Origin of the sequence: Paenibacillus sp. Root444D2 (genome assembly GCF_001426375.1) — a bacterium.
In the GTDB taxonomy this organism is placed as follows: Bacteria; Bacillota; Bacilli; order Paenibacillales; family NBRC-103111; genus Paenibacillus_E.
In genome coordinates, this window is sequence record NZ_LMEO01000051.1 from 209,282 (window position 1) to 234,574 (window position 25,293).

Sequence of the window (25,293 nt, forward strand, 5' to 3'; positions counted from 1 at the left end):
TAAATATGAATATTGACTTACATGGGTATGTTTGCCATTCTTATCTAAGATCATAACAATTATTTTCTATACTGAGCATAAGAAGGAGCTTGATAATGAGTAATCAGAGAAACCAGCCCGAAGCGATGCTTTTTGACTTGGACGGAACATTATTTCAGACGGAGACCTTACTTCTGCCTGCTTACCATAAGACGTTCGATGAGCTTCGAGCTAAAGGCCTTTTTACTGGTGAGACTCCACCGGAAGAACGAGTCTTAGGGGCGCTAGGTATGCTTCTCGAGCATATCTGGGAGCGGGTCATGCCAAATGAGCAGATGGCAACTCGTCAGGAAGCCGATAAGCTGCTGATCAAGTATCAAGTGGAGGGACTGCAGCAGGGGCAAGGCGATCTTTATAAAGGAGTAGCTGAAACCTTAGAAGTTTTACATAGTAAAGGAATTCGTTTATTTGTCGCAAGCAATGGACTCGAAGATTATGTGCGGCATGTGATTGAAGCTAAAGGTGTAGCGCATTTATTTGAAGGATTGTACAGTGCAGGGCAATATCGAACGAGATCTAAGGTGGATTTAGTAAAAATACTGCTGGAAACACATCATATCCAATCAGCCTGGATGGTTGGCGATCGCTCATCCGACGTAGAGGCAGGACTCCAGAATAACCTAACCGTAGCGGCTTGCGATTATGCAGGCTTTCGTGAGTCGGGAGAGCTAGAGGGTGCGCATATACGAATCCGCAGCTTCGCCGAACTGCTTGAATATTTGTAAATAAGGGCTAGGCAGTCGCAAACATGGCTAGATGGGCATACACTGTAGAACTTTGATAGAAAAAGGGTGATCAGAATGCCTTCTTTTATAGGAATATTAAACGTTATTAGGAATGAAGGAAATCTGGTGAATGGCGATACTGGCATACTTGCTCCGACAAGTGCAACCAAATCCTATGCCGGCGGCGGCGGCGGAATAACGGGAGATTTCGGGGTAACCAATACGCTAGTTAGCGCAACGATCACGTTTGACCCGGATGGGATAGAGGCTGGAGCGAACAAAGCCGCAACGGTGGCATAGCAGTTAGACAAACATTCGTTAGATCGATTCAGGCTCAAGTGAAATTGAGCAAATGAATCGATCTTTTTTTTGCAGATACGATATTGACATCAGCATGTTTAACTTACTATTATGTATATATGAGCAATTGCTCATATATAGTGGTGCCATGTATAAAGCAAACGGCAGCATTTCATTCTAAAGGATTGAGAGACAGGGAGGGAAATCCATGCAGCATCATGAGTCTGAAGTACAATCAAATCAACACAAAGATCACTCTAATTGCAGCGGTCACGTGGGTCACCAAGGACACGATCACGCTCACCATGGACATCATCATGGACATCACCACCATGGCCACAGCGGAAATAAACAAGGACTCCTAATTGCACTATGTATTACAGCGGGCATCATGATTTTAGAGTTTGCAGGGGGATTATGGACCAATAGTTTAGCGCTGCTCTCGGATTCAGGCCATATGTTAAGTGATGCAGGCTCTCTTGTATTGAGTCTCACCGCCCTTTGGTTCGCTGCCAAGCCATCATCAGCTCATAAATCCTATGGTTTTCATAGAATTGAAATCTTAGCGGCTCTTTTCAATGCTGTCACCCTATTTGTAATAGCAGGGCTCATTATCTGGGAAGCAATTGGGCGATTTATGGATCCTCCTACTGTTGCCAGCGGTTCAATGATGCTCATTGCATGCGTCGGTTTAATGGCCAACTTACTTAGTGCTTGGGCACTTATGCGTAAAGGGGATGTGCATGGCAATATCAATCTGCGCAGCGCTTATCTGCATATTCTAGGTGATGCTTTGGGCTCTGTGGGCGCTATATTAGCCGGTGGGGCTATGCTGATCTTCGGTTGGTATGCGGCGGATCCAATCATTAGTATTATTGTATCTCTTCTTATTCTTAAGGGGGCTTGGACTGTCCTGAAATCGACGATCCATATATTGATGGAGGGAACTCCAGCAACTGTTTCTTATGGGGATGTCAAACACGTACTGGAGAGCATTGATGGTGTTATTAATGTTCATGATTTACATATTTGGACGATTACTTCAGGCCTTGATTCTCTGAGCTGCCATTTACTCATTGCCGATGATCATGATAGTCAGGTAGTCCTCCAGAAAGCTATTCATCAAATAGAGGAACGATTTCAAATCACTCACGCTACTATTCAAATTGAAAATTCGACTAACGCCCATCCGGAACTAAAAGTATAACGAATCAAAACGCTAAGGAGGGATGATCATGGAAAAAATAGAGATAGAAGCAATTGAAGATGAGGACACATGTACTTGTATAAGGGTTGATTCGGTACAGCTTATACAGGAACCTCAAATAACGGAGGAGCAGGCGGTAGGGATTGCGGAGGTATTCAAAGCCTTAGGCGATCCGACAAGGGTTAAAATGATCTATTACCTGCAGCAAAAGGAGCTATGCGTACATGATCTTTCAACGCTTCTTGCGATGGGGCAGTCGGCTGTTTCACATCAGCTCCGCTACTTGCGGGATTTGCACATTGTCAAAAGACGTAAAGTGGGGAAAACGGTCTTTTATTCGCTAGACGATGACCATATTGAGCAAATTTTTATTCAGACTTTGGGGCATCTTCAGCATATGTAAGCCGGAAGCTGGCTAGTTTTTTAGCTGACGCTTCCGATTGCTTGCCTTATGATTCGGCTTTTGTTTCTTCTATTTGTTGTTCTTCTATTTTTATTTTCTTTTGTTTCATCATCCAGACAGCATATTCAAGTGGCCTTGTAACCGCCTTCTGATAGATCGAATGTTGACCAATTTTGCGAAATACTTCTCGTGATGGCTTAGGATTGACTTCAAGCAGCCAAATATTTCCTTTGGGATCTACAGCAATATCCATGCCTAACTCGCATAACTTACCGAATTTACTTTCCAAATAGTTAGCGAGCTTATACGCGAAGCTGTTCATCTCTTTCTTAATTGCATCCATTTTTTCTTCAGAAGAAAAACGGTAGGCTAACAATTTATCCTGGGTGACTGCACTCCCGCCGCCATGAAGATTTGAAGTGATGCTGCGATGAGGACCAATACGGCCCGCACAACCAGTCACTTCCCACTCACCATGGCCATTTTTCTGAATTAGCAAACGATAATCGTGCACACGGCCATCCCTCAGTGTTAGCTGGATTCCTTGCTGAACCACATAATCGGGGCTCAATTTCAGGGTATGCAGTTTGATTGCAAGCTGTTTTTCCGTCGCACGGAATGGAGCGATGATAGTTCGTTGCTGATTCCTTCCTTGTAATAAATAAAGATCAGAACCGAGCTGTTCAATTCGTAATATTCCTCTTCCACCCGTGCCATTCTTTGGTTTTACATAGATTAGCTTATGCTTCTTTAGAACCTTTAGCAGCTCCTGCACGGAGCTATATCGGACAGTAGCAGGTAAATAGGGGCGAATACTCTCATTCTCTGAAAGGATTTGATGCATCGACCATTTGTTAGCTAAAGGTTTACTTAAATAGGTAAGCTTGGCATGTTGATTACGAAATGCTTTGAGCATCTGATAATTTGCGGCCGCTTTATACCGGCAGCGATCATAAATAATAGGTGGAAAAGAAGTCCGCTTGCGAATCCATTTCCCCAGACCGGAATCATACGTCAACGTACGAACGGAGTTGTCATCTTCGACGTCATCCGGGGTAAATACCTCAACTTGCACACCAAGTTTCTTTCCCTCCCTACTTAACCGCTGAAAGTAAGAGAGCTCTTCGAGCCGAGATTTACTTAAATAGATAGCGAGTACGCCCAGTCGTTTCGATGACAAGCATAATCACCTTCTTCTCCCATGATTGATCAAGTAAAGGCTGTAACGGATAATGCGTTCAAGTGACTTTTGACGAATTTTGGGTTCATCGAATTTCATTGGTTTAGAATTAGCTTCGAAGAACCAGATGTGTCCAGCGGTATCGACACCAATATCCATCGACATTTCGCCAAGTTGATTGCCGGATGATTTCTCAATTTGCGCAGCGAGTGTAACAGCGGCTTTGCGAACTCGTTTCAAAATATTTTTGGCTTCCGTGACACCAAACGCACTCGTAAGCAGCTTGAGTGGCTCGTCGATTGATCCGCCGCGAGGTACATGTGTCGTGATGCTAGCTTTACCAGCTACACGAGCTCCGATACCGGATACACTCCAGACGCCTTTGGACGTCTTCTGGACCAAAGCGCGTAAATCGTAAGCTCGCCCTTTGTATCTCGTTAAAGCGATACCTTGCTGCACAATGTAGTCATGGGTACCACGGTATTTATTCCATTCATTCCATAGTTCATCCGTGGAATTGTGGTAACTATAAGCCATCTTCTTATCTTCTTGGCGGCTCAGCCGATAACGGCGGCCATTTGCAGTCGTTAATCGATCAATGCGCATAATGCCTCTCCCTGCTTTACCTTTAACTGGTTTTAAGTAGAGAACGACATGTTTACGCAATAGCTGAGTCAGATCATTTGCCGAGTTTAATTGCTGCGTATCGGGCATATAGGGTTTGCTTTCTTTGGCACTATTTAACCACCCGAACAAGGTCCATTTGTTGAAGAAGGAAGGATTAAATAACTGAATGCTGGAGCTGCGATTGCATGATTGAATGGTTTGCTGGACCTCAGGCCTCATTTCCATCTTTCGATAGGGTATACGATTATATACGACTTGTGGAGCGGGAACGAGTTCCCTGCTCCATTTTTTGGTTTCGGCATTGAAGCGATAGCCGTATATTTCGGGGCTGGATAAGGTGAAGTCCTTCGTAGTCACGATGTATACATCAACGCCAAGCTGTTCGCCAGTTTGAATTAAATCCCGGAAATTGTCCAGATTGCCACGAAATACACGCTTACTATCCTTAACGGTGAGAATGGCCAGAGTAGGCTTCTTAAGTACTATCTCATGAAGGAAGAAGCCCATTAGTTTTCCCTCCTAGAGCGGAAGCGACTCAAAAAGAGGCAGTGCTCGTAAATATTTTGTAGGGTAGCGACGTCCCCTTCTTTCAAAGAGGGATGCTTGAAAATGGATCTCCCCGGTTTGGCATTTGCTTCGAACATCCAGATTTTCTCGCTTTGATCAATACCGATATCGAATCCGAGTTCTCCAAGTAGATGGTCATAGTTATTCTCGATACCCTCAGCGAGCTTAATAGCTGTTTCTTTGGCATTGGTAAGCACTTGCTCCGCGCGACTGCCGTAGATTTGACGCAGTACCTGTTCTGGCGTCATTAATTGACCGCCATTGCGGATATGGGTTGTGACGCTGCCTTTACCGGATTTCTTTGCGCCGATCGCTGCTACGACCCAATTGTTATTACCGTTCTTCGTTAAATGGAAGCGAAAATCAATAGGGCAGCTGTCAATTTCAATGAGACGAATTCCTTGCTGTGCGACATAATTCGTGAGGCGGCCACGTCCAGTTCCAAGCATTTGCATTAAACCGTCGAATTTTCCGTAACGGATGAGAACATTTTTACCGCCCTTGCGGTACCGAACGAAGTAGCCTCGCTTAGGGTTATAAGTCACACGGAAAATGCCGATGCCCAAAGAGCCTGCCGTTGGTTTCAAGTAAATGAATTTATGCTTATCAAGCATTTCCTTAATTTGATCAGCAGACGGATTGATCTTGGATTCTGGGACGAAGCGGAAAGCATCATCGCCATCTAACATCTTGTAAACGTCCCATTTATCAAAGAAGCTCCAGTTAAAGAGGGGAATCCCCCTTCGAACAAATCGGTCTTTAAAGCCTTCCATCCCGGCAGATTTCTCTGCTTTGCGGCTAGACATTCGATTATAGACAACATCAGGCAATGGGAATGTTTTACGTACCCAACCTCCGCCTTCTTTTGGAATAATGCCTGTAACCGTTTCTTGAATCCAATTTACGCTGCTGGGGCTGAAAGCGAAAGCGAAGGATTTCGATGAGGATGTACTCATAACTTGGCGAATGAATCCAGTTTTTGTACCGAATGGTGATGTACCGCTCGCTACGTTGGTCAAGATACCAATGACAGGACCAATACGAAGTTCTTTATTATTGTTATTGGTTACGAACACACTCCCTGTTCGAGGAATGCGTAAGGAGGCCATTAGGGAAAGCGGAATGTACATATGCTGACCACTTTTTTTGATCAGACGGATCGGTAGGGTCGCTTTTTTACTGCCAACTTTTACAGTTATCGATTTATTGCCGGTTAACCGTAAAGCTTTGACGAGTTCACTTGTTAAGTAGACCGATCTATCTGTTCGTTGTACGGCGTGGAGCATACACGTTGTCAAACTCATTAGGTTACCCTCCTAAACTTGTTGCCCTACGGGGCTTTCCGTGTCAAAACAGGCAGATATGACCATCTGCCTACTTTGGCACATACCAGCAAAGCCAAGCTCAACTCAGCTTTTTGTGGAGTAAGAATCCAGCATAATGTATAGGGTTTGCAATGGATGTCGTGCGTGCTTTCTCGTTACACATTCGTGCGAAAATCATCCTGCCCGGCTTCGAGTTCACTTCAAGAATCCACACGCGACCACAGGAATCAATCCCTAGATCTATACCAAGCTCAGCCAGTCGCCCGTGATGAGCTTCCAGAAAAGGGGGAATTCGGCTTGAAAGCATATCGAGTGTGGCTATAAGCTCATTTGCCTTCGAGTAACCAAACTCCTTGGTAAGGAACGAGGTCACATCTGCAGCAGTGCCTCCGCCATGTAGATTGGAGGTGATGCTTCCAGGTTTACCAATACGTACGGCCATGCCAGTACTTTCCCATAAGCCACGGCCGTTTTTTTGCACGAGGGAACGTACATCGTAAGCCATTCCCTCTGTTGAGTGGAGAGTTAGGTATTCTTGTATTAGATAGGGTCGCATACCAATCAGGTTGCGAAGCCAAAACCAGCACGAGTCAAAGTCTTTAAAATCACGCTCTATAGGGTGATTATGGGCGTCGCGCCCTTTTATATGAAAAGAGCAGTTATCGTGTATAGTACTTATCTTGTGAATGTGCAAGGCACCTCTGCCTTGGCTGCCACCCTGTGGTTTCAGGAAAACGTCGTTTCTTGTACGAAGCCACTTTCTTAGCTCGGTGCCACTTGTCAGCATACTCGTTTCAGGTAAGTAGAGATGCAAAGTGCTATCTTTCTGTAGGATCTGACCCACTTCCCATTTTCCGCTCAAACCGTAACCGAGAAAACGAATATGGGGTTTCGCACGCAGCTTGCCAACATGGTAACGGTACTGCCTATAGCTGTGTTTATTGCTAAAGAAGCATCGATCATAGATTAGTGAAGGAAGAGGGAAGAGTTTCATGACCCACTCGTGTGTGTCACTCAAGTAGGTGTAACCTTTCACCATATCTTGCTTCCAATCGATACGATTCGGTGAGAATACGAACACGTCGAGGCCCTCGCTATCACCATAAGAAATGAGATGTTCAAAAAAGCCCGAACTTGCAAAAGGCAGCTTTCGATTCTGTTCCGTCACCATGATCCCTAACAAGGGACGAGTTGCGCTAAACCGCATGTTTTCACCTCAGAACTTCGCTAAAAAACGCGCATACTGCACGATTTGTTTCACAGACGGTCTAATTTTCCGTTCATTGTTAAGAGGGGTATTATCATCCTTGGATGGTTTGGAGTTTACTTCAAGCAACCAAACTTTCCCCATTTTATCTACAGCAAGGTCGATTCCTAGCTCTCCAAAATGATTAGGAATTTGTGTTTCAATCCCTTTGGCGATGTCTAGAGATGCCTTGCGCAAACGTCCCGAGACTGAGACACGTGTAGCAGACGAAAACGATGATTTAGCAAGTGCTCCAGTCACGGTCGTAAGGCTTCCGCCACGAGCCAAGTTAGAGACAAAATGCTGCGTTCCTGCAACGCGGCCAACAATCGACGTTATCGCCCATTGCCCTAGGGCTCCCCTCTGTACAAGCGCTCGGAAATCAACTGGGTTACCGTCGGAAGTGATGAGATCGAGTCCTTGTTGTAATTGATAACGTTGTGTCTTGAGCTTGCCGGATAAGGCCTGGAACACAGCGGTTAGCGAAGGGAAAGATTGTTTGCGAACCCCAGCTAGGTTCGTAAAATGGCAGGTAAAGCCATCTCCTGCTTCCTTGCGAATGCGAATGATTCCTTTACCTAAACTTCCGGTAATCGGTTTAAGGAATAGGACCGGATGGCGTGCAGCCATGGATTTCAACATCTGATAGTTTTTGAAAAGATAGGATTCGGGTAAATATCCATGGAGGGTGTTATCTTTGCGCAAGGCCTCGAATACTTCGGTTTTGTTCAAATATTTCTCATTAAAGATGTCAGTGGCATGGCGAGCTTTGACGTCTTTCATGAATTGTTGAACATTTGTCATGTTTTCATATTTGCGCGAGGTGAGACGATTATAGATGACATTGGGGATCGGAAACGTTTTTTTGCTCCAGGAACCATTGGAATAAGAATACGCAGATAGAGTTTGGGCATTGGCATGCATTTCATCTGGCGGAAAAAAGCACACAATAGCCCCAAAAAGGTCACACGCGTCCGTCATTTCTCTACAAAAAGCAGTGATAGCACCGAATGGGCGATCATTTGAGCTAGCATAAACTCGGCTAATCATTACGCCAATCAAGGGTCCGATCGACAAGGTGCTTTCTTTTTGCCTATAATAAAGATTGAGTTGGGCCCCATGATGAAGACCGATTTTGGAAGCGAGAGCAGGGTTTATACGTAAACTGTTCGACGTTGATGCGGTGACAACTTTGACATCCTGCTTGGCAGAGCCAAATCGCATAGTAATCGTTTGATTGGACGGAACTTTCCATTTTTTTGCAATGGCTTCACTTAGAACAACGGTCCGATCATCCAAATAGATGCTGGTGCCTTGAATGGATATTCCAACTTTCGTCCGGGTCAATAGCGAACACTCCTTCCAGCATGAGAAAACCCCTATCGAGGCCATTCATGGATGATCGACCGCGTTTAAAGGTGGTTTTTATCGCCAATAAGAAAGCTGTTTTCGGTAACCGAAAACTTAATCTTTCTTATGTGGGCAAAAATGGCATTGCTGCTTAAGCAAAGTAAACTACTCCATCATATGAGGACATATTTCCCTTGGTGCCTAGGCATCTGTCCGAAAGTGCCTTTTATTCGTTGAGTAAGTACATAGGCCATTACAAATAAAAATGAGGAGGAAATAAAATGAATGTACATGATAAGGCTTACGAATTGGCAAAAGCAATTAAGGAAAGCAGCGAATATAAGGATATGAAGGAGTGCCGCTCCATCATTAACGGCGATGCATCCAGTAAGAGCTTGTTGGAAGATTTTCGCAATCGTCAAAATGAGCTGCAGCAGAAAATGGCGGGAGGCGAAATGCCAACGCAAGAGGATATGGATAAATTACAGAAACGATATGAGGAGCTCGCCCTCAATCCACGTATTAACCAATTATTCGATGCGGAGCGTCGATTGTCGATCATGCTGGAAGATGTGCAGCGGATTATTGCTGAGCCGTTAGAAGCAATGTTGAAATAAAAAAGAGTGTATCCCTGTAGAGAAGTCTAGTCATCTAGTCGTCTGGAAGTCTACTCCTGGGCTACACTCTTTTTTTAGTAAGCAATCTAAGAGCAGGGATACTTTTTTGCTAGGCCCGCTGTTGCGAAATAACTCGAAACTGTCTATAGTAAAAGGGTATTTATTAGGAAAAGAGGATTTGAAACCGTTATGGCAAAAGCAAAAATCACGGAGCTCGATCTCGTTAGAGCCTTCGCCATCCTTGCAGTCGTTATGATTCATGTTACCGCGGACTGGACAGTGGATCCGGCTTTGAAGGGGAGCAGCACAGAGCTAATCATTTTATTTTTGAACAAAATAAGCTATTTCGCTGTTCCGCTGTTTATTTTTTTGAGTGGCATTGTATTATTCTACATCTATACGGATAATTGGAGCGCGAAACAGGCCGGTATTTTCTACTGGAAACGTGTCCGCCAAGTGTTAGTTCCATATATTGTTTGGTCCTTCTTCTATTATATATATAATCCTTGGCTTTGGACGCCGGGGCACCCCATTAAGTTTGATCTGCGTGTTTTTCTAGAACAATTAAAATGGGCGGATTCCGGCTATCACTTGTATTTTATGATTATTATTGTACAGTTCTACCTGTTGTTTCCGCTGCTAGTTTGGGCTGTTAGAAATGCGCCATGGTTTCGCCGGACGTTGGCACTTTGGGGACTAGCCATTCAAGCGGGCGTTTACATTTACACCCACTGGTTCGGTACAATTAGTCATAAACCAGAGCTTTGCATAACGTACTTCGGGTATTTTCTCGTAGGCGGTGCAATTGGCATGAACTACGGTTCCTTTCGTTCTTGGATGGATCGGAACAAGGGTTGGGTGCTGCCAACTGCATTCCTCAGTGGTTTGGCCTATGTAATGCTTTACCTATTGGGACTAAAAGGATATAAGTTTGAAAATACGTGGTATGAAATTTTATGGCTGCTCTACAGCATTGGCATTGGTGTAAGCTTTATCTGGATCGCGAAATGGCTTCTCCAAAAATCAACCAAAGTTGCCCGCTTTTTCGTCTCGTTAGGTTCGGTATCGTTTGGTGTCTACTTAATGCATCCAGCGTTGTTATCACTTTGGAAATATAAGGTGAATACGCCCGGCTCGATTTTGCTTTTTAACGTGTATAATGGGATCGTTTTTGTGCTGATAATTGCGATACCGTGGGTACTCACGCTGTTATATAGAAAAGTAAGAAAAGTGTTGTCGATATGATGGAAGATTAAGACCCCGTTGGTTGGGTCTTTTTTTGTTTACTTCACAGTCGCACGTTTCCTACAACCAAAAGCGATTATTTATTGAAAATTCCTCTCGGGTGTCGGATAATTGCAAAGACGGATTGTTGGACAGTCTGGTTTCAGTGTAGTCGAGGTTGCTTCAATCGTGACAGTTTGTCGACCATATCGGTGGAGACTTTCTTAATATATTCTACATATAGAAGAAAGGTTGTTGAAGGATGAACGAAATCATTTCTTTATTGCAAAATCATCGCTCCATTCGTAAGTTTACGAATGAACCAGTAAGCTCGGAACAGCTGGATGCTATTCTGGCAGCCGCTCAAGCGGCATCTACATCCAGCAATATGCAAGCGTATAGCGTTATCCATGTAACGGATGACGGGCTGAAGAACCAGCTTGCCGCGCTAGCCGGCAATCAAGCTTACGTCAGCGAGTGTCCGCTGTTCATAGTGTGGTGCGCGGATCTGCATCGATACGCGCAGGCTGTCCACCGTCACGGGGACACTCCGGTTACTGGCAACGCTGAGAACTTCATCGTTGCCACGGTAGATGCTGCATTAGCTGCGCAAAATGCAGCCATCGCTGCCGAGTCACTCGGACTCGGCGTAGTGTACATCGGCGGGCTGCGCAATAAGCCCGCTGAGGTGTCTCAGCTGCTGGGCTTGCCGCAGCTGGTGTACCCGGTCTTCGGCATGTGCATCGGCATGCCGGATCAAGAGCCGCCGCAGCGCCCGCGGCTCCCGCGAGAAGCCGTATACCATGAGAATCGGTATACGGCTAACGAAGGAGCGGTCGACGTGTACGACGAGAGCATCCGCGACTATATGAAGGTTCGATCGGGCGGCAAAGTCGATACGACCTGGTCCAAGGACATGGCCGCCAAAGCGCAGCGGCCTAGAGAGCACATGAAACCCTTCCTTAGCTCCCAGGGTTTCGAGATTGAGTAAGCGAGACCGTCGATTCATTCGATCAATCGTGCTCTACATTAATTTGTCATAAATTGGGGCCAATCGCTATATAGGCAGAATTTGGGTTGCTGGATGAATTCTTATTCGCTGTTGAATGATGTTGTAGTAAGTACAACAATTTATGCCTAAATCTCGTCTCTCTCCCTTCATTGTTGCATCATGTACAACAATTTGGCCCAATATAGACCATTTCACAACAAATGTGCTCAAAATGTTGTACGGAATGCAACTTCAAGTTGTAAAATAGCCTTTTATCGTGTGAATTGTTGTAGAAAATGCAACATTGGTAACAACGATAGCCCATCTGCCCTCACGAAAGCTGAATGACGCTAAATTCGTATATTGGAGTTATGAATACCAGTTGTGAATCAATCGACAGTCTCTAAGCCTTAATCTTTCGCTTTGAACATATAACAAGAACTTGTCTCATACAATGAAAATAGGATGAGATAGGTTCTTGTTTATCTAAAGCGAAAGGAGTGATCATTTTGAAAGGCTTTAAAAATGTCGTTTACATGAGCTTAACGTTAGGTATGCTATTTTACTCCATTCCCCAATTGGAGTTTCGAGATGTAGGATCGCTGCCTATGGTGTTTAGTAGCATCTGGATCGTGATGGCCCTGCTGGTGACAGCCTCTCATTTGCACCAAATACTTGGTGTGGATGAAGAGAAACGCAAAGAGATGAACCGCATCAATCGGATGAAAAAATGGCAGTTGGAGCAGCTTGTTCAAGGTCGCCGGAAACTTCTGCAGTTTCGCAAGTAGCGAAGAAGAGATTTCCATTTTGACAACGAACGTATGTTTGCTATAATACAAATAAAGTATCCAATCCAATAGGGTTGGATTTTTTATTTAAGAAAAGCCGATTTCATTGTTCTTGCGCTTTGGAACGATTATACTAGTAGTACAGAGTAATACAGGAACAAGCGAATGAGGTGTAACAGTTGGATACACAATCCGTGGATACATTAACGAAGCATGAACAAATTTTACGCTATATTGAAAGCTTGAAGCTTGGCAGCCGGATCTCCGTTCGCAAAATTGCCAAGAACATGGAAGTCAGTGAAGGTACGGCTTACCGAGCTATTAAAGAGGCCGAGAATCAAGGTCTGGTCTCAACCAAAGAGCGAATCGGAACCGTAAGAGTCGAGAAAAAGCTGCGGCAGAACATTGATAAGCTCACATTTGCTGAGGTAGTGAACATGGTCGATGGGCAAGTACTCGGTGGCTCACGTGGACTCCATAAGACGCTGCACAAGTTCGTTATCGGCGCGATGGAACAGGATGCCATGATGCGTTACATTGAGGCCGGCAGCCTTCTAATCGTTGGTAACCGCAACCGTGCCCATATCTGTGCTTTGGAACAAGGCGCAGGCGTACTCATTACGGGGGGATTTAACACCAGTACAGAGGTGAAAGTCCTTGCAGATGAACTGGAGCTCCCCATTATTTCGAGCAGCTACGATACGTTTACAGTTGCCTCTATGATTAATAGAGCCATATACGATCGCTTGATCAAGAAGAAAATTATGCTTGTCGAGGACATCCTGGCATCAGGCGCTTCCCTTTATGCTCTTAAGGCAAATAGTACACTGAAGGACTGGCAGCGCATGTCAGAGGATACCGGGTACAGCCGTTTTCCTGTTGTAGACGAGTGGAACCGAATTATTGGAGTTGTGACCTCGAAGGATATGGTGGGAGCTAATTCTCTACAAACAGTAGATAAGCTTATGACGCGCAGTCCGCTTACTGTAACGCCCCAAACTTCAGTAGCATCAGCAGCCCATATGATGGTGTGGGAAGGTATTGAATTGCTTCCAGTCGTGGATACAAACCGCAAAATCCTTGGCGTTCTTAATCGCAGCGATGTGTTGAAAGCCATGCAGTATATTCAGAAGCAGCCGCAGAATGGTGAAACGTTCGAGGATTTAATCTGGTCCGGACTGGAAGAGGTCAGGGATGAAAAGGGGTCACTGCAGTTTCATGGCGTTATCACCCCACAGATGACGAATCATTTGGGGACGGTATCGGAAGGTGTTCTTACAACGCTGATGACCCAAGCGGCCTATCGCATCGTGCAGGAACATAAGAAAGGGGATCTCGTCATGGACAATATGTCGACCTATTTCTTAAAACCGCTGCAAATTGACTCCAAAATAGAAATACGACCCACCATCATTGAAGTGAGCCGTAAGTTTGGCAAAATTGATGTAGAAATTTATCATGCTGGGACTTTGGTTTCCAAAGCGATGCTAACCGCTCAAGTCATTTAACGCAGCATGCGATCGAAGTGCCCGTGGTTGCGAATGCCGGCGAATAAGTTGAACAGACCTAGCAAGACCAGCACGGTGCCGAAGATGCGGCGAAAGCTGGATTCACTAAAGAAGAAGATTTGGGTGATGGCAATAAGAACGAGCATCAAACCCATGCAAATATTCATGCGGGCCGAGAATAAACCGCGTCTAGCCGCAACCGTTTCACGTCGAGACCGGAAGCTGAAGTATACGGAAAGCCCAAGCAGTATGCAAATAAGAGAGAATAAAGTGATTTGAATGGCGAACATCTGGTTAATCCGTCCTTTAGGCGAGTTTACTGTTTACTTTAGCGATTTTAATGAAAGATTGCAATATTCTATCACCTAAAAAGTGCTCAGGGCGGTTATGTTCGCTTCTCTTGGGCTGTAATCCAGACAGTTAGTTCGGTTTGAATCAATATGATGGATTTGATCTCAACGACATATTTTTTATCATGCAAAATATAGGTCCGCTGGGTAATAATTCTTTCATAAAGGGGCTGTGAGTCCCGCACGAACGCGGCCTTTTGGCCAATAACGAGCTTGAGCTCACTCTTCACATCCACCTCGATTTCTTTCTGTATATCTTCACTGATGAGTTCATTTTGGTTTTTGGGAAGCAGATGAACATTGACTGTGTTAATTAATGCTTGTTTATTTTTTGTTTTATTTAAATTTTCGATATCATCAAGGAGATCGCGATTTTCCTCCAAATATTTATGCATTTGCACATAGAGCTGATTGTAGGTGTGCTGATGAATGCTCATATAAATTGCGCTCCCAATGATGGCTCCCGAAAGCATCAGTCCTAAACTCGAAAGCAGACGTTGATATCGGGCAAAAGGAGGGATCCTCAAGGCTGATTGCCCCCTTTGCAGATCATTTGAATAAGTGACGTGCCCATCTGAGCGCCTATAAAGGCAACAATAATCAGAATGATTTGCTTAATAGCGGGATTCAAATGCCCTATAGCTACATGGCTTTCAATATAGCGTATCGGATCAATCGTGCCGCCAACAGCAGCTACCATGGCCCAGATTTTAATGTTTTCTGAAATGGTTAGCATTTTTTCTGTCGGTGATTGAAGCGTGAGCACGGCTGCTATTCCACTTAACATGCTGCCTCCAAATACGACCCCGAATGCAATACAGAAATACACGATAATATTTGCCCAAAAGACATACATGTCCTTATCGCTTCCTTTCCAGCTAAGTTAAAGAGGACAAACTCTCTATACTTAATGTATGGGAATGCCTAGCTCCAATATGATAAAATATAAGGAATAAAATGAAAGAAGGGAGGACATGCTGATGAGTTCGTTTGTACACTTGCATGTTCATAGTGAATACAGTTTATTAGACGGTGCGGCACGTATGGAGGAGCTTGTTGCACAAGCAGCTAATCTTGGCATGACCTCTCTGGCATTGACGGATCACGGTGTCATGTACGGGGCCATTGCCTTCTACAAAGCCTGCAAACAAAGAGGCATTAAACCAATTATTGGTTGTGAAGTCTATTTCACAGCGGGATCTATTCGCGATAAAGGGACTAGACAGGAACAGCCGATTTATCACCTCATCCTGCTAGCCAAAAATTTCCAAGGCTATCAAAATTTAATGAAGCTCTGTTCAATCGGACATTTACAGGGCTTTCACTATAAACCGCGTATCGATTTGGAACATTTAGCCAAGCATTCAGAGGGACTTATTTGTCTGAGCTCCTGCTTAGGCAGCGAGGTTTCCCAGCATCTGCTTCACAATCGTCATGAAGAAGCCCGAAAAGCGGCTGAGCGCTATCGTGACATATTCGGAGATGATTTCTTTCTGGAAATTCAAGATCATGGGATGATTGAGCAGAAAAAAGTGATGGTCTCGATGATCGAGCTGAGCAAAGAAACCGGGATCCCGCTAATTGCCACGAATGATGTGCATTATGTGACTGAACCAGATCATGTGATGCAGGACATTCTCATCTGTATTGGAACAGGCAAAACGGTGGAGGACACCGATCGGCTTAAGATGGGTACAAGTCAGATGTATTTGAAAAGCGAGGAGGAGATGGGACGTTTATTCGTCCATGTCCCCGAAGCGCTTACGAATACAAGCGTTGTAGCTTCACGCTGTGAGCTCGAACTTACGTTCGGTAAATCGATTTTACCTAGCTTTCGTCCTATACCTGAGCACCTCACGGCTGGTGAATATTTACGAGAGCTTTGTATGCAGGGGCTGGAGCAGCGTTATTCTACTAAATCTGAGTGGCATACTGCGGATTCGCCGCTGCGGAAACAAGCTGAGGAACGTCTAGCTTATGAGCTCGGCGTCATTGAGAACATGGGTTTTTCTGATTACTTCTTAATCGTTTGGGATTTTATTCGTTTTGCGCACGAAAAGAATATCATGACCGGACCAGGTAGGGGATCTTCTGCCGGAAGTCTAGTTGCTTATGTACTCCGTATTACGAATGTCGATCCACTTAAATATAAGCTGCTGTTTGAACGTTTTCTTAACCCGGAACGGATTACGATGCCGGATATTGATATCGATTTTAGCGATGAACGCCGGGATGAAGTGATTGACTATGTGGTTGCCAAATATGGGCACGAGCATGTCGCGCAAATTATTACCTTCGGAACGATGGCGGCCAAAGCCGCGGTAAGGGACGTCGGACGCGTATTAAATGTACCCTATGGGGACGTTGACCGTGCGGCCAAGGCAATTCCGAATCAACTAGGTATGACTTTATCGGAAGCACTCCAGATTAGTTCTGATTTAAAGGGGCTGGTTGCAAGACAGCCCAAGACAGCAGAATTGCTGGAAATGGCGATGCGTGTTGAAGGAATGCCGCGCCATGCTTCAACGCATGCGGCAGGGGTTGTTATTTCCAGAGAACCGTTAACGCAGTATGTCCCTCTCCAAGAAGGCACGGCTCAGACAGCTCTTACCCAGTATACGATGGAGCATTTGGAGGCCATCGGACTGTTGAAAATGGATTTTCTCGGCTTGCGGACGCTGTCTATTATAGAACGAACGGTTGATTGGATAGCACAGATGGAAAATGTGCGTCTCAACTTTGATATGCTGGACATGGATGAGGATGCTGTGACCTACGGTATGCTTAGTAAGGGAGAAACGACGGGTGTCTTCCAATTGGAGTCATCGGGTGTACGCAAGGTGTTGAAGGATTTGAAGCCTTCTGTGTTTGAGGATATTATTTCCGTTGTGGCCTTGTACCGTCCAGGTCCGATGGAGTTTATACCTAAGTATATTTATGGGAAGCACGGACAGGTGGAGGTCGTTTATCCGCACCCCACGTTAGAGCCTATCCTTCGGGATACGTACGGCATTATCGTCTACCAAGAGCAAATTATGCAAATTGCCTCATCTATGGCTGGTTTTAGCTTAGGCGAAGCAGATTTGTTAAGACGAGCAGTGTCCAAGAAGAAGCGGGAAGTGCTGGATGAAGAACGGGCACATTTCGTTTCGGGCAGCTTGCGTCAAGGTTTTAATGCCAATGAGGCTAATCATGTGTATGATATGATCGTGCGTTTTGCTGATTATGGTTTTCCGCGTGCGCATGCAACGGCTTACGGGGTGTTGGCATTCCAAACGGCTTATTTAAAAGCGCACTATCCGATTTATTTTATGGCTTCTATGTTAACGGCTGTTATGGGGAATCATCGGAAGGTAGCCGAATATGTGGATGAGTGCCGGCGGGTGAAATTGGCTGTGCTGCCGCCTGATGTTAATGGCAGCGGAACGGTATTTACACCGGATCCTGCGGCCGGGGCTATCCGCTTCGGACTTGCAGCGATCAAAAATGTAGGCACTCAAGCTATCGATGCTATTCTTAATGAACGGAAAAAGTCACAGTTCGAGAGCTTGCTTGATTTCTGCAGACGTGTAGATTTACGCGTATGTAATAAACGAGTGATTGAATCGCTCATTCAAGGTGGAGCCTTTGACACTCTAGGCGGGCATCGCGCTCAGCTGATGGCTATTCTCGATGAAACCATCGCCTCCGCAACCAAATGGCGCAAGGAACGGGATGATCTGCAGCTTCACCTCTTTGGCTTCGTTGAAGAACCAAATTGGGAGGTGGAGGTTCCGAATATTCCTCCGATGCCGCAAAGTAAACAATTGGAGCTCGAGAAGGAACTTCTCGGCATGTATATATCTGGACATCCGCTTGATGCCTATGCGGAGCAGCTTAGTGAGATGGAAGCGGCTATGCTTCATCAATTAGCCGAGCTGCCAGATAACAGCGAGGTGCTTGTAGCGGGGATGATCCTCTCGAATAAGACGATTGTCACGAAGAAAGGGCAGCCCATGGCGTTCATGGAGCTGGAGGATCGCATTGACAAGATCGAGGTGGTGTTGTTCCCCGAGACCTGGAAGAATGCGGCTCCGCTCGTGCAGAAGGGCAGACTGGTCCTCGTCCGGGCGAAGCTGCAGCTTCAGGACGAGGACCCGCCCAAGCTGCTCGCGGAGCAGCTTGTCGCGCTGGACGACCCTGCAGGCGTCCAGCGGCTTCGCCGGCAGCCAGGGGCGCATAGGCGATCAGCTGACGTAGTCAGCGATCGGCCGGCGCGCACGGCTGCCATCTCAGGCGGCGCACGCAGCGCCGCCGCTGTCACACAGGCGGCCCCTGCGGCGGGCCGCCAGGAGTCCCGCGCCGCGGCGCAGCCGGCGCGCACGAACGCTGCGGAGCCGAAGGCGCAGCGGGTGTTCGTCAAGATCTCGGCTGACTGCGAGCAGCCGGATAAGCTTCTGCAGCTGAAGGCGCTGCTGAAGCTGCATAAGGGGGGGCTCGCAGTTGCGCTTTTCTACGAAAGGAGCAACAAGCTCTTGGCCCTGAGCGACCAATATTTGGTCGATCCTTCGAAGGATTTGTTCCGTATGATTGAGACCATAATGGGTAAAGATTCGGTCAGAGTGAAATAAAGATAGCATCCTTCGCATATGAATAGGAACCCGGTATTTCAAGGGCTTAATACATGCGTAGGAGGAGACTTATGACCGAACAACATATGATCCAGTTGCTGCAGAGACGTGGTGTAACGGTAGAGCAAATCTCTGAAATTGTGTTCAAGCTGCAAAAGCCCTATAATGATCAACTATCGCAAGAAGAGTGTATTGAGAGTGTGCTGGCTGTTCTCGCCAAGCGGGAAGTACAGTATACGCTTTATACGGGCATTGCTCTTGATGAATTGGCAGAGAAAAAGCTGTTGCCCGAGCCTTTGCAATCGATTCTTGAAGCGGATGAACCTCTGTTCGGCGTCGATGAAACTCTGGCCCTAGGCATTGTTCATGTATATGGGATGATTGGATTAACTAGCTTTGGCTATTTAGATAAAGAAAAAATGGGTATTATCCGAACATTGAATGATGATCGAAGTTCTGTTCATGTTTTTCTGGATGATTTGATCTGTGGTTTAGCGGCAGCGGCTTCTGCCAGAATCGCTCATCAGAATGAGCATGCGCCTGATTATAGCAGTAAATTACGTCTGGACTAGCTCAAAAAAGTTCAGACTTCACTTTTTTTCATGAACGTGCTCTGTTGCGGGAAAAAGAGAAATTATGATATCATTATTCCATTGTGTGCGCCTATGCTTATGTAGGATGTTAATTATCATCGTTGCTAACTTGCCCTAATCCATGTAGTTGCACGTCATAGGAGGTTTTTTTTTCATGTGGACGGTGATATACATAGCTCCTACCGCGAAGATTGCAGAGCGGATTAAACAGAGGCTGACGGAAGAAGGATTTCTCGTACAAGTTCGGGGTATATCCTTATCCAAAAATCAGTTCGAAATCGTCGTACCCGCAGGTGAAGTAGAGGAAGTTCAGGAAGTGCTCAATTCTATTTTACATAGATAATGAAAAGTAGAAGCAAGTAACGTGGCTTGTCAGAAGTTCAAGATAATAGCCAAGTAGAGGTGGAAATGTGCTAAAGGATTTATTTCAAAAGCGTAAATATGCAACGATTCCTTCCGAGAAAACAAAAAGGGATATTCCCGAAGGTTTAATGAATAAATGCCCGAAATGCGGTACGATCCAAACGAGTAAAGAGCTTGAGAAAAATCTAAAAGTCTGTACAGCTTGTGGCTATCATTATCGTTTAAGTGCCTTGGAACGAATCCAATTAACGCTCGATGAAGGTCAGTTTTTGGAATACGACGCAGACATGATCTCCGAGGATCCGTTGGAGTTCCCTGACTACGTTGAGAAATTGGATAAAGCGAAGAGCACAACGAAATTACAAGATGCAATTATGACCGGGGAAGGTACGATTGGTGGCTATCCGGTTATTGTTGCGGCTATGAGTTTTGACTTCATGGGTGGATCACTAGGCTCCGTTGTTGGGGAGAAAATAACCAGAGCAATCGAAGCTGCCATTCAAAAGAAAGTTCCAATTATCATTTACTCCACATCAGGTGGAGCTCGTATGCAAGAAAGCATTTTAAGCTTGATGCAAATGGCGAAGACAAGCGCTGCTTTGTCCAAGCTCGGCGCGGAAGGCGGATTGTTTATTTCTATTATTACAGATCCGACTTTCGGCGGTGTATCTGCGAGTTTTGCTATGCTAGGCGATATTATTATTGCTGAACCAGCTGCACCATTTGGATTTACAGGCCGTCGTGTTATTGAACAAACGATTAAACAAAAGCTGCCGGACAATTTCCAGACATCTGAATTCAATCTCGAGCATGGTCAGCTCGACAAGGTCGTGAGCCGTAAGGATATGCGTCCTACGTTAATCAAGCTGTTAGACATGCACGGAGTGAAGGGGGAGGCGACTTATGGCGGGTGAAATGCCGTTTGAACAGCCGCTGGCGGAACTAAAGAAGAAGATTGCGGAACTGCGTACTTTTGGCGCTGAGAAGCAAATTGACTTTTCAGAAGAAATCCGCCGTTTGGAAGAAAGATATGCTGAACTCGAAGATGATCTTTATGCGAATATGTCTTCTGCTGAGAAAATGCAGTTGGCTCGCCATCCGCAAAGGCCGACAACGATTGATTATATTGGAACCATTTTCACGGATTTCATAGAGTTTCATGGCGATCGCCTTTATGGGGATGACCTCGCGATTGTAGGTGGACTAGCCAAATTGAACGGCATTCCAGTTACGGTTGTCGGTCACCAAAAAGGGAAAGATACGAAGGATAATATCGCTCGTAACTTCGGCTGTCCGCATCCAGAAGGTTTCCGTAAAGCGCTGAGGTTGATGCGTCAAGCGAACAAATTTAAGCGTCCTATTGTGACGTTTATTGATACCAAAGGTGCATTCCCTGGGAATGCTGCAGAAGAGCGCGGCCAAGGAGAAGCGATTGCCAGAAATTTACTGGAAATGGCCTCTTTTCGTGTGCCGATTATCTGTATTGTTATTGGGGAAGGCGGCAGTGGCGGCGCACTTGGATTAGGTGTAGGTAACAAGGTATTGATGTTGGAGAATGCTATTTATTCGGTTATTAGTCCCGAAGGCGCGGCTTCCATCTTATATAAAGATGCTTCCAAAGCTTTACACGCGGCAGAAGCAATGAAAATTACTGCAGATCATATCTTGGAGCAAAAGGTGATCGACGGTATTATCCCGGAGCCTAAAGGTGGCGCACACCGGGATTTAGCAGCACAAGCAGAATTGATCAAAACAGCTATCTGGGAACAGCTTCAGCATTTGCTAAGTATGAACGAACAGGAGCTGCTCGAGGACCGTTACCGTAAATTTAGAGAGATCGGCCGGTTCACATTCACTCAGGAGGGAAACCATGCGTAAAACGAAAATTGTCTGTACCATTGGACCTGCAAGCGAATCACAAGAGAATTTGAAAAAGCTTCTAGAAGCGGGAATGAATGTTGCCCGTCTTAACTTCTCCCACGGAGATTTTGAGGAGCACGGCGCACGTATCCGCAACCTTCGCGCTGCATCCGCTGAGACAGGCAAAGTAGCAGCTATTTTGCTTGATACCAAAGGACCGGAAATTCGTACGGGAAAATTGAAAGAAGAGCCGATTGAGCTTGTTCAGGACAAGCACATCATTTTGACAACAGAAGAAATCTTAGGCGATGCAGATCGTATCTCAGTTACCTATTCGAATCTGCCGCGTGACGTTGCTGTTGGATCTACCATTCTAATCGATGATGGTTTAATTGGTCTTTCGGTTGTTGGTATTCGTGGAACCGAAATCGAGTGCCGCATTGTCAATGGTGGAACGATTAAAAGCAAAAAAGGCGTAAATGTGCCAGGTGTAAAAATCAGTCTTCCAGGGATCACGGAGAAGGATGCCAACGATATCGTTTTCGGTATTGAGCAGGGCGTAGATTTCATCGCCGCTTCTTTCGTACGTAAAGCAAGTGACGTTATGGAAATTCGTGAATTGTTGGAAAGACACAATGCTTCACACATTCAGATCATTAGTAAAATCGAGAACCAAGAGGGCGTTGACAACTTAGACGAGATCCTCGAAGTATCCGATGGTCTGATGGTTGCTCGTGGGGATCTTGGCGTTGAAATTCCAGCAGAAGATGTTCCTGTTGTCCAAAAACAGATGATCAAAAAATGTAACATCGTAGGTAAGCCGGTTATTACGGCAACGATGATGCTCGACTCCATGCAGCGTAACCCGCGTCCAACGCGTGCAGAAGCAAGTGACGTAGCCAATGCGGTGTTCGACGGAACGGATGCTGTGATGTTGTCCGGTGAAACAGCTGCTGGTAAATATCCAGTTGAGTCCGTGCAAACGATGGCTCGTATCGCTGAGCGTGCAGAAGAAGCATTAGAATATAAAGAAATTTTCCTTCGTCAGGCTCAAGCTCAGCAAGTTACAGTAACTGAAGCGATTTCGCAAGCGGTAGCTAACTCAGCTTTGGAGTTGGGTGCGAAAGCGATTTTAACAGCCACAGAAAGTGGATATACGGCTAGAATGGTGTCCAAATACCGTCCAAAATCACCAATCATCGCAGTTACGCCTAGCGAGCAAGTCATTCGCCGCTTGTCCCTCGTATGGGGTGTTATTCCAGTGATGGGTGTGCAAGCGAAAACGACGGACGAGCTGTTTAACCTTGCTGTGGATAGCAGTATTAAAACGGGTATCGTGTCTCTTGGGGATATCGTTGTTATTACAGCAGGCGTTCCTGTTGGACGCTCCGGAACTACGAACTTGATCAAGGTTCATCAAGTAGGCGAGATGATCGCCAAAGGAACAGGTATCGGCATGCAGACGGCAAGTGGTATCGTTGTAACAGCTCGTACACCAGAAGAAGCGAATGCGAAAATGGTAGACGGTGCTGTACTTGTAACGGTATCGACGGACAAAGAATATATGCCAGCTGTACAAAGAGCTTCAGCGTTGATTACCGAAGTTGGCGGGATCACTTCCCATGCGGCAGTAGTCGCTTTAAGCCTTGGTATTCCGGTCATTGTAGGCGTCGAGAACGCAGTCGAAATAATCAAAGACGGCACAGAAGTTTCGATCTATCCAGAAGTTGGCGTTATCTACTCTGGTCAAGCGAGCGTTCTGTAAGTAAAGCAAAGAGTGAAGCGAGATTAGTCTCGGCTTCACTCTTTTTATTTTGCTAACTATGGAAACTTAAGCATTCATACCCGTCTCGAAGGTGACAGTCGAACTCAAACCGACGCCAAACGGAACGAGAGAACGCTATTTACTGTTAAATCTCGATTTCAGATGATTAACGGAACGTACAAACGTTATTTTTTCGAAATGAAGGGTTAAAAGGCTCAATTTTGCCGAAATAGCGTCACGTAGTTCCGCTTCATCCTTCTAAAAGGCTGAATTCAGCGAAATAAGGCTTCTGGGTTCCCCTAAGCGTCAGAATGTTGCTAACGTACCGAACAAATCATCCCAAAGAGATCATATAGAGAGAATACGGGACTTAGCATACACACTAACCAAGTGCCTAGACCCCGTCTAGTAGGACTTGGGTAATACTTCCAATTTGAGTACATAAATTACTCCCAGCACTCCGCATCACTTGCATCATTACGCGCCACTCCCAGCTCCGTATCATTCGTCTGACTCCGCATCACTTGCATCACTATGCGCCACTCCCAGCACTCCGCCTCACTTGCATCACTACGCGCCACTCCCAGCTCCGTATCATTCGTCTGACTCCGACTCACTCCCCAGCACTCCGCATCACTTGCATCATTACGCGCCACTCCCAGCTCTCCGTATCCTCAGCCTCACTCTACCTCACTCCCAGCACTACCCATCCCTAACCCTAGCTGTGCTATAATTGTTCTAAGACTTGTATTTGGAGGCGTACATCATCATGACTCAGGAGCGCTGGCATCAGCATCAGTTTCGTGTGAGATATGAAGAAACGGATCAAATGGGGGTTGTGTACCATGCCAACTATTTGACGTGGTTCGAGATTGGGCGGACCGAACTTATCAGGGAGCTTGGATACCCATACAGGCGGATCGAGGAGAAGGGGCTGTTGCTGCCGCTTGTCGAAGCGGAGATTAAGTTTAAGAAGCCTGCTCGTTATGATGACTTGGTATGTGTGAACACGCGAGTGATTGACATGAGCAGTGTTCGGCTCCATTTTGCCTATGAAATCCGTAGAGTTTCAGAAGAAATGATGGCTCTAACCGCAGATTCTGCTGCACAACCTACCGGGGACTTACTTGTTACTGGAGCAACTCATCACGTTTGGGTGAATCCTTCTTGGAAGCCAATACGTATAGAGAAGGAAGCGCCAGAATTATGGCAGCTGTTAGCTAAGTATTCTTAAAGGGGCTGAGCTTATGTTTCGAATCATTCTTGCCATTTTTATTCTAGTACCTGCCATAGAAATTACGCTTCTCATCACATTGGGGCATTTTATAGGCGGCTGGACAACATTCGCGCTTATAATTATTAGCGGCTTCCTAGGTGCTTATTTCGCCAAGCGGGAAGGACGCAAAGTACTGGAGTATGCCAAGTTTGAATGGTCGCAGGGCCAACTGCCGGCACAGCACTTGTTAGATGGAATCTGTATTTTCATTGGCGGCATTTTATTAATTACGCCGGGATTCATCACGGATATTTTCGGATTTCTACTTGTTTTTCCTTACACGAGACCGATCTTCAAAGTGATGCTGCTTGCACTGATTAAAAAACAAATCGGCAGAGGCCGAATCAATATCATAAAGCGTAGATAAAGAATAAAGGCT

26 protein-coding genes are annotated in these 25,293 nt (G+C 45.7%); 17 read left to right on the forward strand and 9 right to left on the reverse strand.

The genetic code is table 11. The features are described from left to right. The first annotated feature begins 95 nt into the window (after nucleotides 1-95). The 4 genes from ASD40_RS32440 (at nucleotide 96) to ASD40_RS32455 (ending at nucleotide 2,674) form a co-directional block, all read left to right on the forward strand. The gene (locus tag ASD40_RS32440) at nucleotides 96-764 is read left to right on the forward strand and encodes an HAD family hydrolase (protein ID WP_057307262.1); all 669 of its coding nucleotides are present in this window, start codon (nucleotides 96-98) and stop codon (nucleotides 762-764) included. Between the two features lie 75 nt (nucleotides 765-839). Beyond that, nucleotides 840-1,064 carry a spore germination protein gene (locus ASD40_RS32445; RefSeq protein WP_057307263.1) on the forward strand — a complete coding sequence of 75 codons (225 nt, stop codon included), beginning with the start codon at nucleotides 840-842 and terminating at the stop codon, nucleotides 1,062-1,064. A gap of 208 nt (nucleotides 1,065-1,272) precedes the next feature. Next, on the forward strand, nucleotides 1,273-2,271 hold the full coding sequence (locus ASD40_RS32450; RefSeq protein ID WP_082562600.1) for a cation diffusion facilitator family transporter: 999 nt from the start codon (nucleotides 1,273-1,275) through the stop codon (nucleotides 2,269-2,271). A gap of 28 nt (nucleotides 2,272-2,299) precedes the next feature. Further along, nucleotides 2,300-2,674, forward strand: coding sequence for an ArsR/SmtB family transcription factor (locus ASD40_RS32455; protein WP_057307264.1), 375 nt, complete (start codon nucleotides 2,300-2,302; stop codon nucleotides 2,672-2,674). A 46-nt stretch (nucleotides 2,675-2,720) separates the two neighbouring features. Here the strand turns inward: ASD40_RS32455 and ASD40_RS32460 are convergent, their stop codons facing one another. From ASD40_RS32460 to ASD40_RS32480, 5 genes are all read right to left on the reverse strand, one after another. Further along, a complete protein-coding gene (locus tag ASD40_RS32460) occupies nucleotides 2,721-3,854 on the reverse strand; it encodes a YheC/YheD family endospore coat-associated protein (protein WP_057307265.1) in 1,134 nt (377 codons plus the stop codon). A 6-nt stretch (nucleotides 3,855-3,860) separates the two neighbouring features. After that, nucleotides 3,861-4,988, reverse strand: coding sequence for a YheC/YheD family endospore coat-associated protein (locus ASD40_RS32465; RefSeq protein ID WP_057307266.1), 1,128 nt, complete (start codon nucleotides 4,986-4,988; stop codon nucleotides 3,861-3,863). Further along, a complete protein-coding gene (locus ASD40_RS32470) occupies nucleotides 4,988-6,352 on the reverse strand; it encodes a YheC/YheD family endospore coat-associated protein (RefSeq protein WP_057307267.1) in 1,365 nt (454 codons plus the stop codon). Before ASD40_RS32470 ends, ASD40_RS32465 begins: the two co-directional genes overlap by 1 nt. Nucleotides 6,353-6,452: 100 nt before the next feature. Further along, the gene (locus ASD40_RS32475; protein WP_057307268.1) at nucleotides 6,453-7,580 is read right to left on the reverse strand and encodes a YheC/YheD family endospore coat-associated protein; all 1,128 of its coding nucleotides are present in this window, start codon (nucleotides 7,578-7,580) and stop codon (nucleotides 6,453-6,455) included. Between the two features lie 9 nt (nucleotides 7,581-7,589). Further along, complete coding sequence (locus ASD40_RS32480) at nucleotides 7,590-8,966, reverse strand: YheC/YheD family endospore coat-associated protein (protein WP_057307269.1); 1,377 nt, start codon at nucleotides 8,964-8,966, stop codon at nucleotides 7,590-7,592. A 284-nt stretch (nucleotides 8,967-9,250) separates the two neighbouring features. Between ASD40_RS32480 and ASD40_RS32485 the strand changes: the two genes are divergently transcribed. From ASD40_RS32485 to ASD40_RS32505, 5 genes are all read left to right on the forward strand, one after another. Continuing rightward, nucleotides 9,251-9,586, forward strand: coding sequence for a YlbF family regulator (locus ASD40_RS32485; protein WP_057307270.1), 336 nt, complete (start codon nucleotides 9,251-9,253; stop codon nucleotides 9,584-9,586). Nucleotides 9,587-9,775: 189 nt separating this feature from the next. After that, the gene (locus tag ASD40_RS32490) at nucleotides 9,776-10,831 is read left to right on the forward strand and encodes an acyltransferase (RefSeq protein ID WP_057307271.1); all 1,056 of its coding nucleotides are present in this window, start codon (nucleotides 9,776-9,778) and stop codon (nucleotides 10,829-10,831) included. Nucleotides 10,832-11,072: 241 nt separating this feature from the next. Beyond that, complete coding sequence (nfsA, locus tag ASD40_RS32495; protein ID WP_057307272.1) at nucleotides 11,073-11,801, forward strand: oxygen-insensitive NADPH nitroreductase; 729 nt, start codon at nucleotides 11,073-11,075, stop codon at nucleotides 11,799-11,801. A 500-nt stretch (nucleotides 11,802-12,301) separates the two neighbouring features. After that, nucleotides 12,302-12,589, forward strand: coding sequence for a hypothetical protein (locus tag ASD40_RS32500; protein ID WP_235549470.1), 288 nt, complete (start codon nucleotides 12,302-12,304; stop codon nucleotides 12,587-12,589). 179 nt (nucleotides 12,590-12,768) lie between these two features. Then, entirely contained in the window at nucleotides 12,769-14,097 is a 1,329-nt protein-coding gene (locus tag ASD40_RS32505; RefSeq protein ID WP_057307274.1) for a DRTGG domain-containing protein, read from the forward strand. Here ASD40_RS32505 and ASD40_RS32510 read toward each other — a convergent pair. The 3 genes from ASD40_RS32510 to ASD40_RS32520 all read right to left on the reverse strand — a co-directional run bounded on the left by ASD40_RS32510 (nucleotide 14,094) and on the right by ASD40_RS32520 (nucleotide 15,303). Next, nucleotides 14,094-14,387 carry a YtpI family protein gene (locus ASD40_RS32510; RefSeq protein ID WP_057307275.1) on the reverse strand — a complete coding sequence of 98 codons (294 nt, stop codon included), beginning with the start codon at nucleotides 14,385-14,387 and terminating at the stop codon, nucleotides 14,094-14,096. The two genes, ASD40_RS32505 and ASD40_RS32510, sit on opposite strands and share 4 nt — an antisense overlap. A gap of 95 nt (nucleotides 14,388-14,482) precedes the next feature. Next, nucleotides 14,483-14,884 carry a hypothetical protein gene (locus ASD40_RS32515; RefSeq protein WP_156390260.1) on the reverse strand — a complete coding sequence of 134 codons (402 nt, stop codon included), beginning with the start codon at nucleotides 14,882-14,884 and terminating at the stop codon, nucleotides 14,483-14,485. 86 nt (nucleotides 14,885-14,970) lie between these two features. Further along, complete coding sequence (locus tag ASD40_RS32520) at nucleotides 14,971-15,303, reverse strand: YtrH family sporulation protein (protein ID WP_057307277.1); 333 nt, start codon at nucleotides 15,301-15,303, stop codon at nucleotides 14,971-14,973. A gap of 124 nt (nucleotides 15,304-15,427) precedes the next feature. Between ASD40_RS32520 and ASD40_RS32525 the strand changes: the two genes are divergently transcribed. The 6 genes from ASD40_RS32525 to pyk all read left to right on the forward strand — a co-directional run bounded on the left by ASD40_RS32525 (nucleotide 15,428) and on the right by pyk (nucleotide 23,638). Beyond that, complete coding sequence (locus tag ASD40_RS32525; protein ID WP_057307278.1) at nucleotides 15,428-19,057, forward strand: DNA polymerase III subunit alpha; 3,630 nt, start codon at nucleotides 15,428-15,430, stop codon at nucleotides 19,055-19,057. Between the two features lie 71 nt (nucleotides 19,058-19,128). Further along, nucleotides 19,129-19,629, forward strand: coding sequence for a phosphatidylglycerophosphatase A family protein (locus ASD40_RS32530; RefSeq protein WP_057307279.1), 501 nt, complete (start codon nucleotides 19,129-19,131; stop codon nucleotides 19,627-19,629). 175 nt (nucleotides 19,630-19,804) lie between these two features. Continuing rightward, nucleotides 19,805-19,993: a hypothetical protein gene (locus tag ASD40_RS32535; RefSeq protein ID WP_057307280.1), complete on the forward strand. Its 189-nt coding sequence runs from the start codon at nucleotides 19,805-19,807 to the stop codon at nucleotides 19,991-19,993. 67 nt (nucleotides 19,994-20,060) lie between these two features. Next, nucleotides 20,061-20,927 carry an acetyl-CoA carboxylase, carboxyltransferase subunit beta gene (accD, locus tag ASD40_RS32540; RefSeq protein ID WP_057307281.1) on the forward strand — a complete coding sequence of 289 codons (867 nt, stop codon included), beginning with the start codon at nucleotides 20,061-20,063 and terminating at the stop codon, nucleotides 20,925-20,927. Next, nucleotides 20,917-21,891, forward strand: coding sequence for an acetyl-CoA carboxylase carboxyltransferase subunit alpha (locus ASD40_RS32545; RefSeq protein WP_057307282.1), 975 nt, complete (start codon nucleotides 20,917-20,919; stop codon nucleotides 21,889-21,891). The genes accD and ASD40_RS32545 overlap by 11 nt, the downstream gene beginning before the upstream one ends. After that, nucleotides 21,884-23,638, forward strand: coding sequence for a pyruvate kinase (gene pyk, locus ASD40_RS32550; RefSeq protein ID WP_057307283.1), 1,755 nt, complete (start codon nucleotides 21,884-21,886; stop codon nucleotides 23,636-23,638). Before ASD40_RS32545 ends, pyk begins: the two co-directional genes overlap by 8 nt. Before the next feature lie 446 nt (nucleotides 23,639-24,084). On the opposite strand, the gene ASD40_RS32555 is transcribed toward pyk, so the two are convergent. Further along, on the reverse strand, nucleotides 24,085-24,294 hold the full coding sequence (locus ASD40_RS32555) for a hypothetical protein (RefSeq protein WP_057307284.1): 210 nt from the start codon (nucleotides 24,292-24,294) through the stop codon (nucleotides 24,085-24,087). Nucleotides 24,295-24,407: 113 nt separating this feature from the next. On the opposite strand from ASD40_RS32555, the gene ASD40_RS32560 reads away from it, so the two are divergent. Next, nucleotides 24,408-24,872 carry an acyl-CoA thioesterase gene (locus ASD40_RS32560; RefSeq protein ID WP_057307285.1) on the forward strand — a complete coding sequence of 155 codons (465 nt, stop codon included), beginning with the start codon at nucleotides 24,408-24,410 and terminating at the stop codon, nucleotides 24,870-24,872. 13 nt (nucleotides 24,873-24,885) lie between these two features. Then, on the forward strand, nucleotides 24,886-25,281 hold the full coding sequence (locus ASD40_RS32565) for an FxsA family protein (RefSeq protein WP_057307286.1): 396 nt from the start codon (nucleotides 24,886-24,888) through the stop codon (nucleotides 25,279-25,281). Nucleotides 25,282-25,293 lie beyond the last annotated feature (12 nt).

Coding starts and splice junctions, on each gene's coding strand:
- ASD40_RS32510 (WP_057307275.1), bottom strand. CDS start 14,387: ATGTTCGCCATTCAAATCACTTTATTCTCTCTTATTTGCATACTGCTT.
- nfsA (WP_057307272.1), top strand. CDS start 11,073: ATGAACGAAATCATTTCTTTATTGCAAAATCATCGCTCCATTCGTAAG.
- ASD40_RS32450 (WP_082562600.1), top strand. CDS start 1,273: ATGCAGCATCATGAGTCTGAAGTACAATCAAATCAACACAAAGATCAC.
- ASD40_RS32470 (WP_057307267.1), bottom strand. CDS start 6,352: ATGAGTTTGACAACGTGTATGCTCCACGCCGTACAACGAACAGATAGA.
- ASD40_RS32520 (WP_057307277.1), bottom strand. CDS start 15,303: ATGTATGTCTTTTGGGCAAATATTATCGTGTATTTCTGTATTGCATTC.
- ASD40_RS32475 (WP_057307268.1), bottom strand. CDS start 7,580: ATGCGGTTTAGCGCAACTCGTCCCTTGTTAGGGATCATGGTGACGGAA.
- ASD40_RS32455 (WP_057307264.1), top strand. CDS start 2,300: ATGGAAAAAATAGAGATAGAAGCAATTGAAGATGAGGACACATGTACT.
- ASD40_RS32445 (WP_057307263.1), top strand. CDS start 840: ATGCCTTCTTTTATAGGAATATTAAACGTTATTAGGAATGAAGGAAAT.
- ASD40_RS32515 (WP_156390260.1), bottom strand. CDS start 14,884: ATGAGCATTCATCAGCACACCTACAATCAGCTCTATGTGCAAATGCAT.
- ASD40_RS32560 (WP_057307285.1), top strand. CDS start 24,408: ATGACTCAGGAGCGCTGGCATCAGCATCAGTTTCGTGTGAGATATGAA.
- ASD40_RS32530 (WP_057307279.1), top strand. CDS start 19,129: ATGACCGAACAACATATGATCCAGTTGCTGCAGAGACGTGGTGTAACG.
- ASD40_RS32525 (WP_057307278.1), top strand. CDS start 15,428: ATGAGTTCGTTTGTACACTTGCATGTTCATAGTGAATACAGTTTATTA.
- ASD40_RS32485 (WP_057307270.1), top strand. CDS start 9,251: ATGAATGTACATGATAAGGCTTACGAATTGGCAAAAGCAATTAAGGAA.
- ASD40_RS32565 (WP_057307286.1), top strand. CDS start 24,886: ATGTTTCGAATCATTCTTGCCATTTTTATTCTAGTACCTGCCATAGAA.
- ASD40_RS32440 (WP_057307262.1), top strand. CDS start 96: ATGAGTAATCAGAGAAACCAGCCCGAAGCGATGCTTTTTGACTTGGAC.
- ASD40_RS32535 (WP_057307280.1), top strand. CDS start 19,805: ATGTGGACGGTGATATACATAGCTCCTACCGCGAAGATTGCAGAGCGG.
- ASD40_RS32465 (WP_057307266.1), bottom strand. CDS start 4,988: ATGGGCTTCTTCCTTCATGAGATAGTACTTAAGAAGCCTACTCTGGCC.
- pyk (WP_057307283.1), top strand. CDS start 21,884: ATGCGTAAAACGAAAATTGTCTGTACCATTGGACCTGCAAGCGAATCA.
- ASD40_RS32545 (WP_057307282.1), top strand. CDS start 20,917: ATGGCGGGTGAAATGCCGTTTGAACAGCCGCTGGCGGAACTAAAGAAG.
- ASD40_RS32490 (WP_057307271.1), top strand. CDS start 9,776: ATGGCAAAAGCAAAAATCACGGAGCTCGATCTCGTTAGAGCCTTCGCC.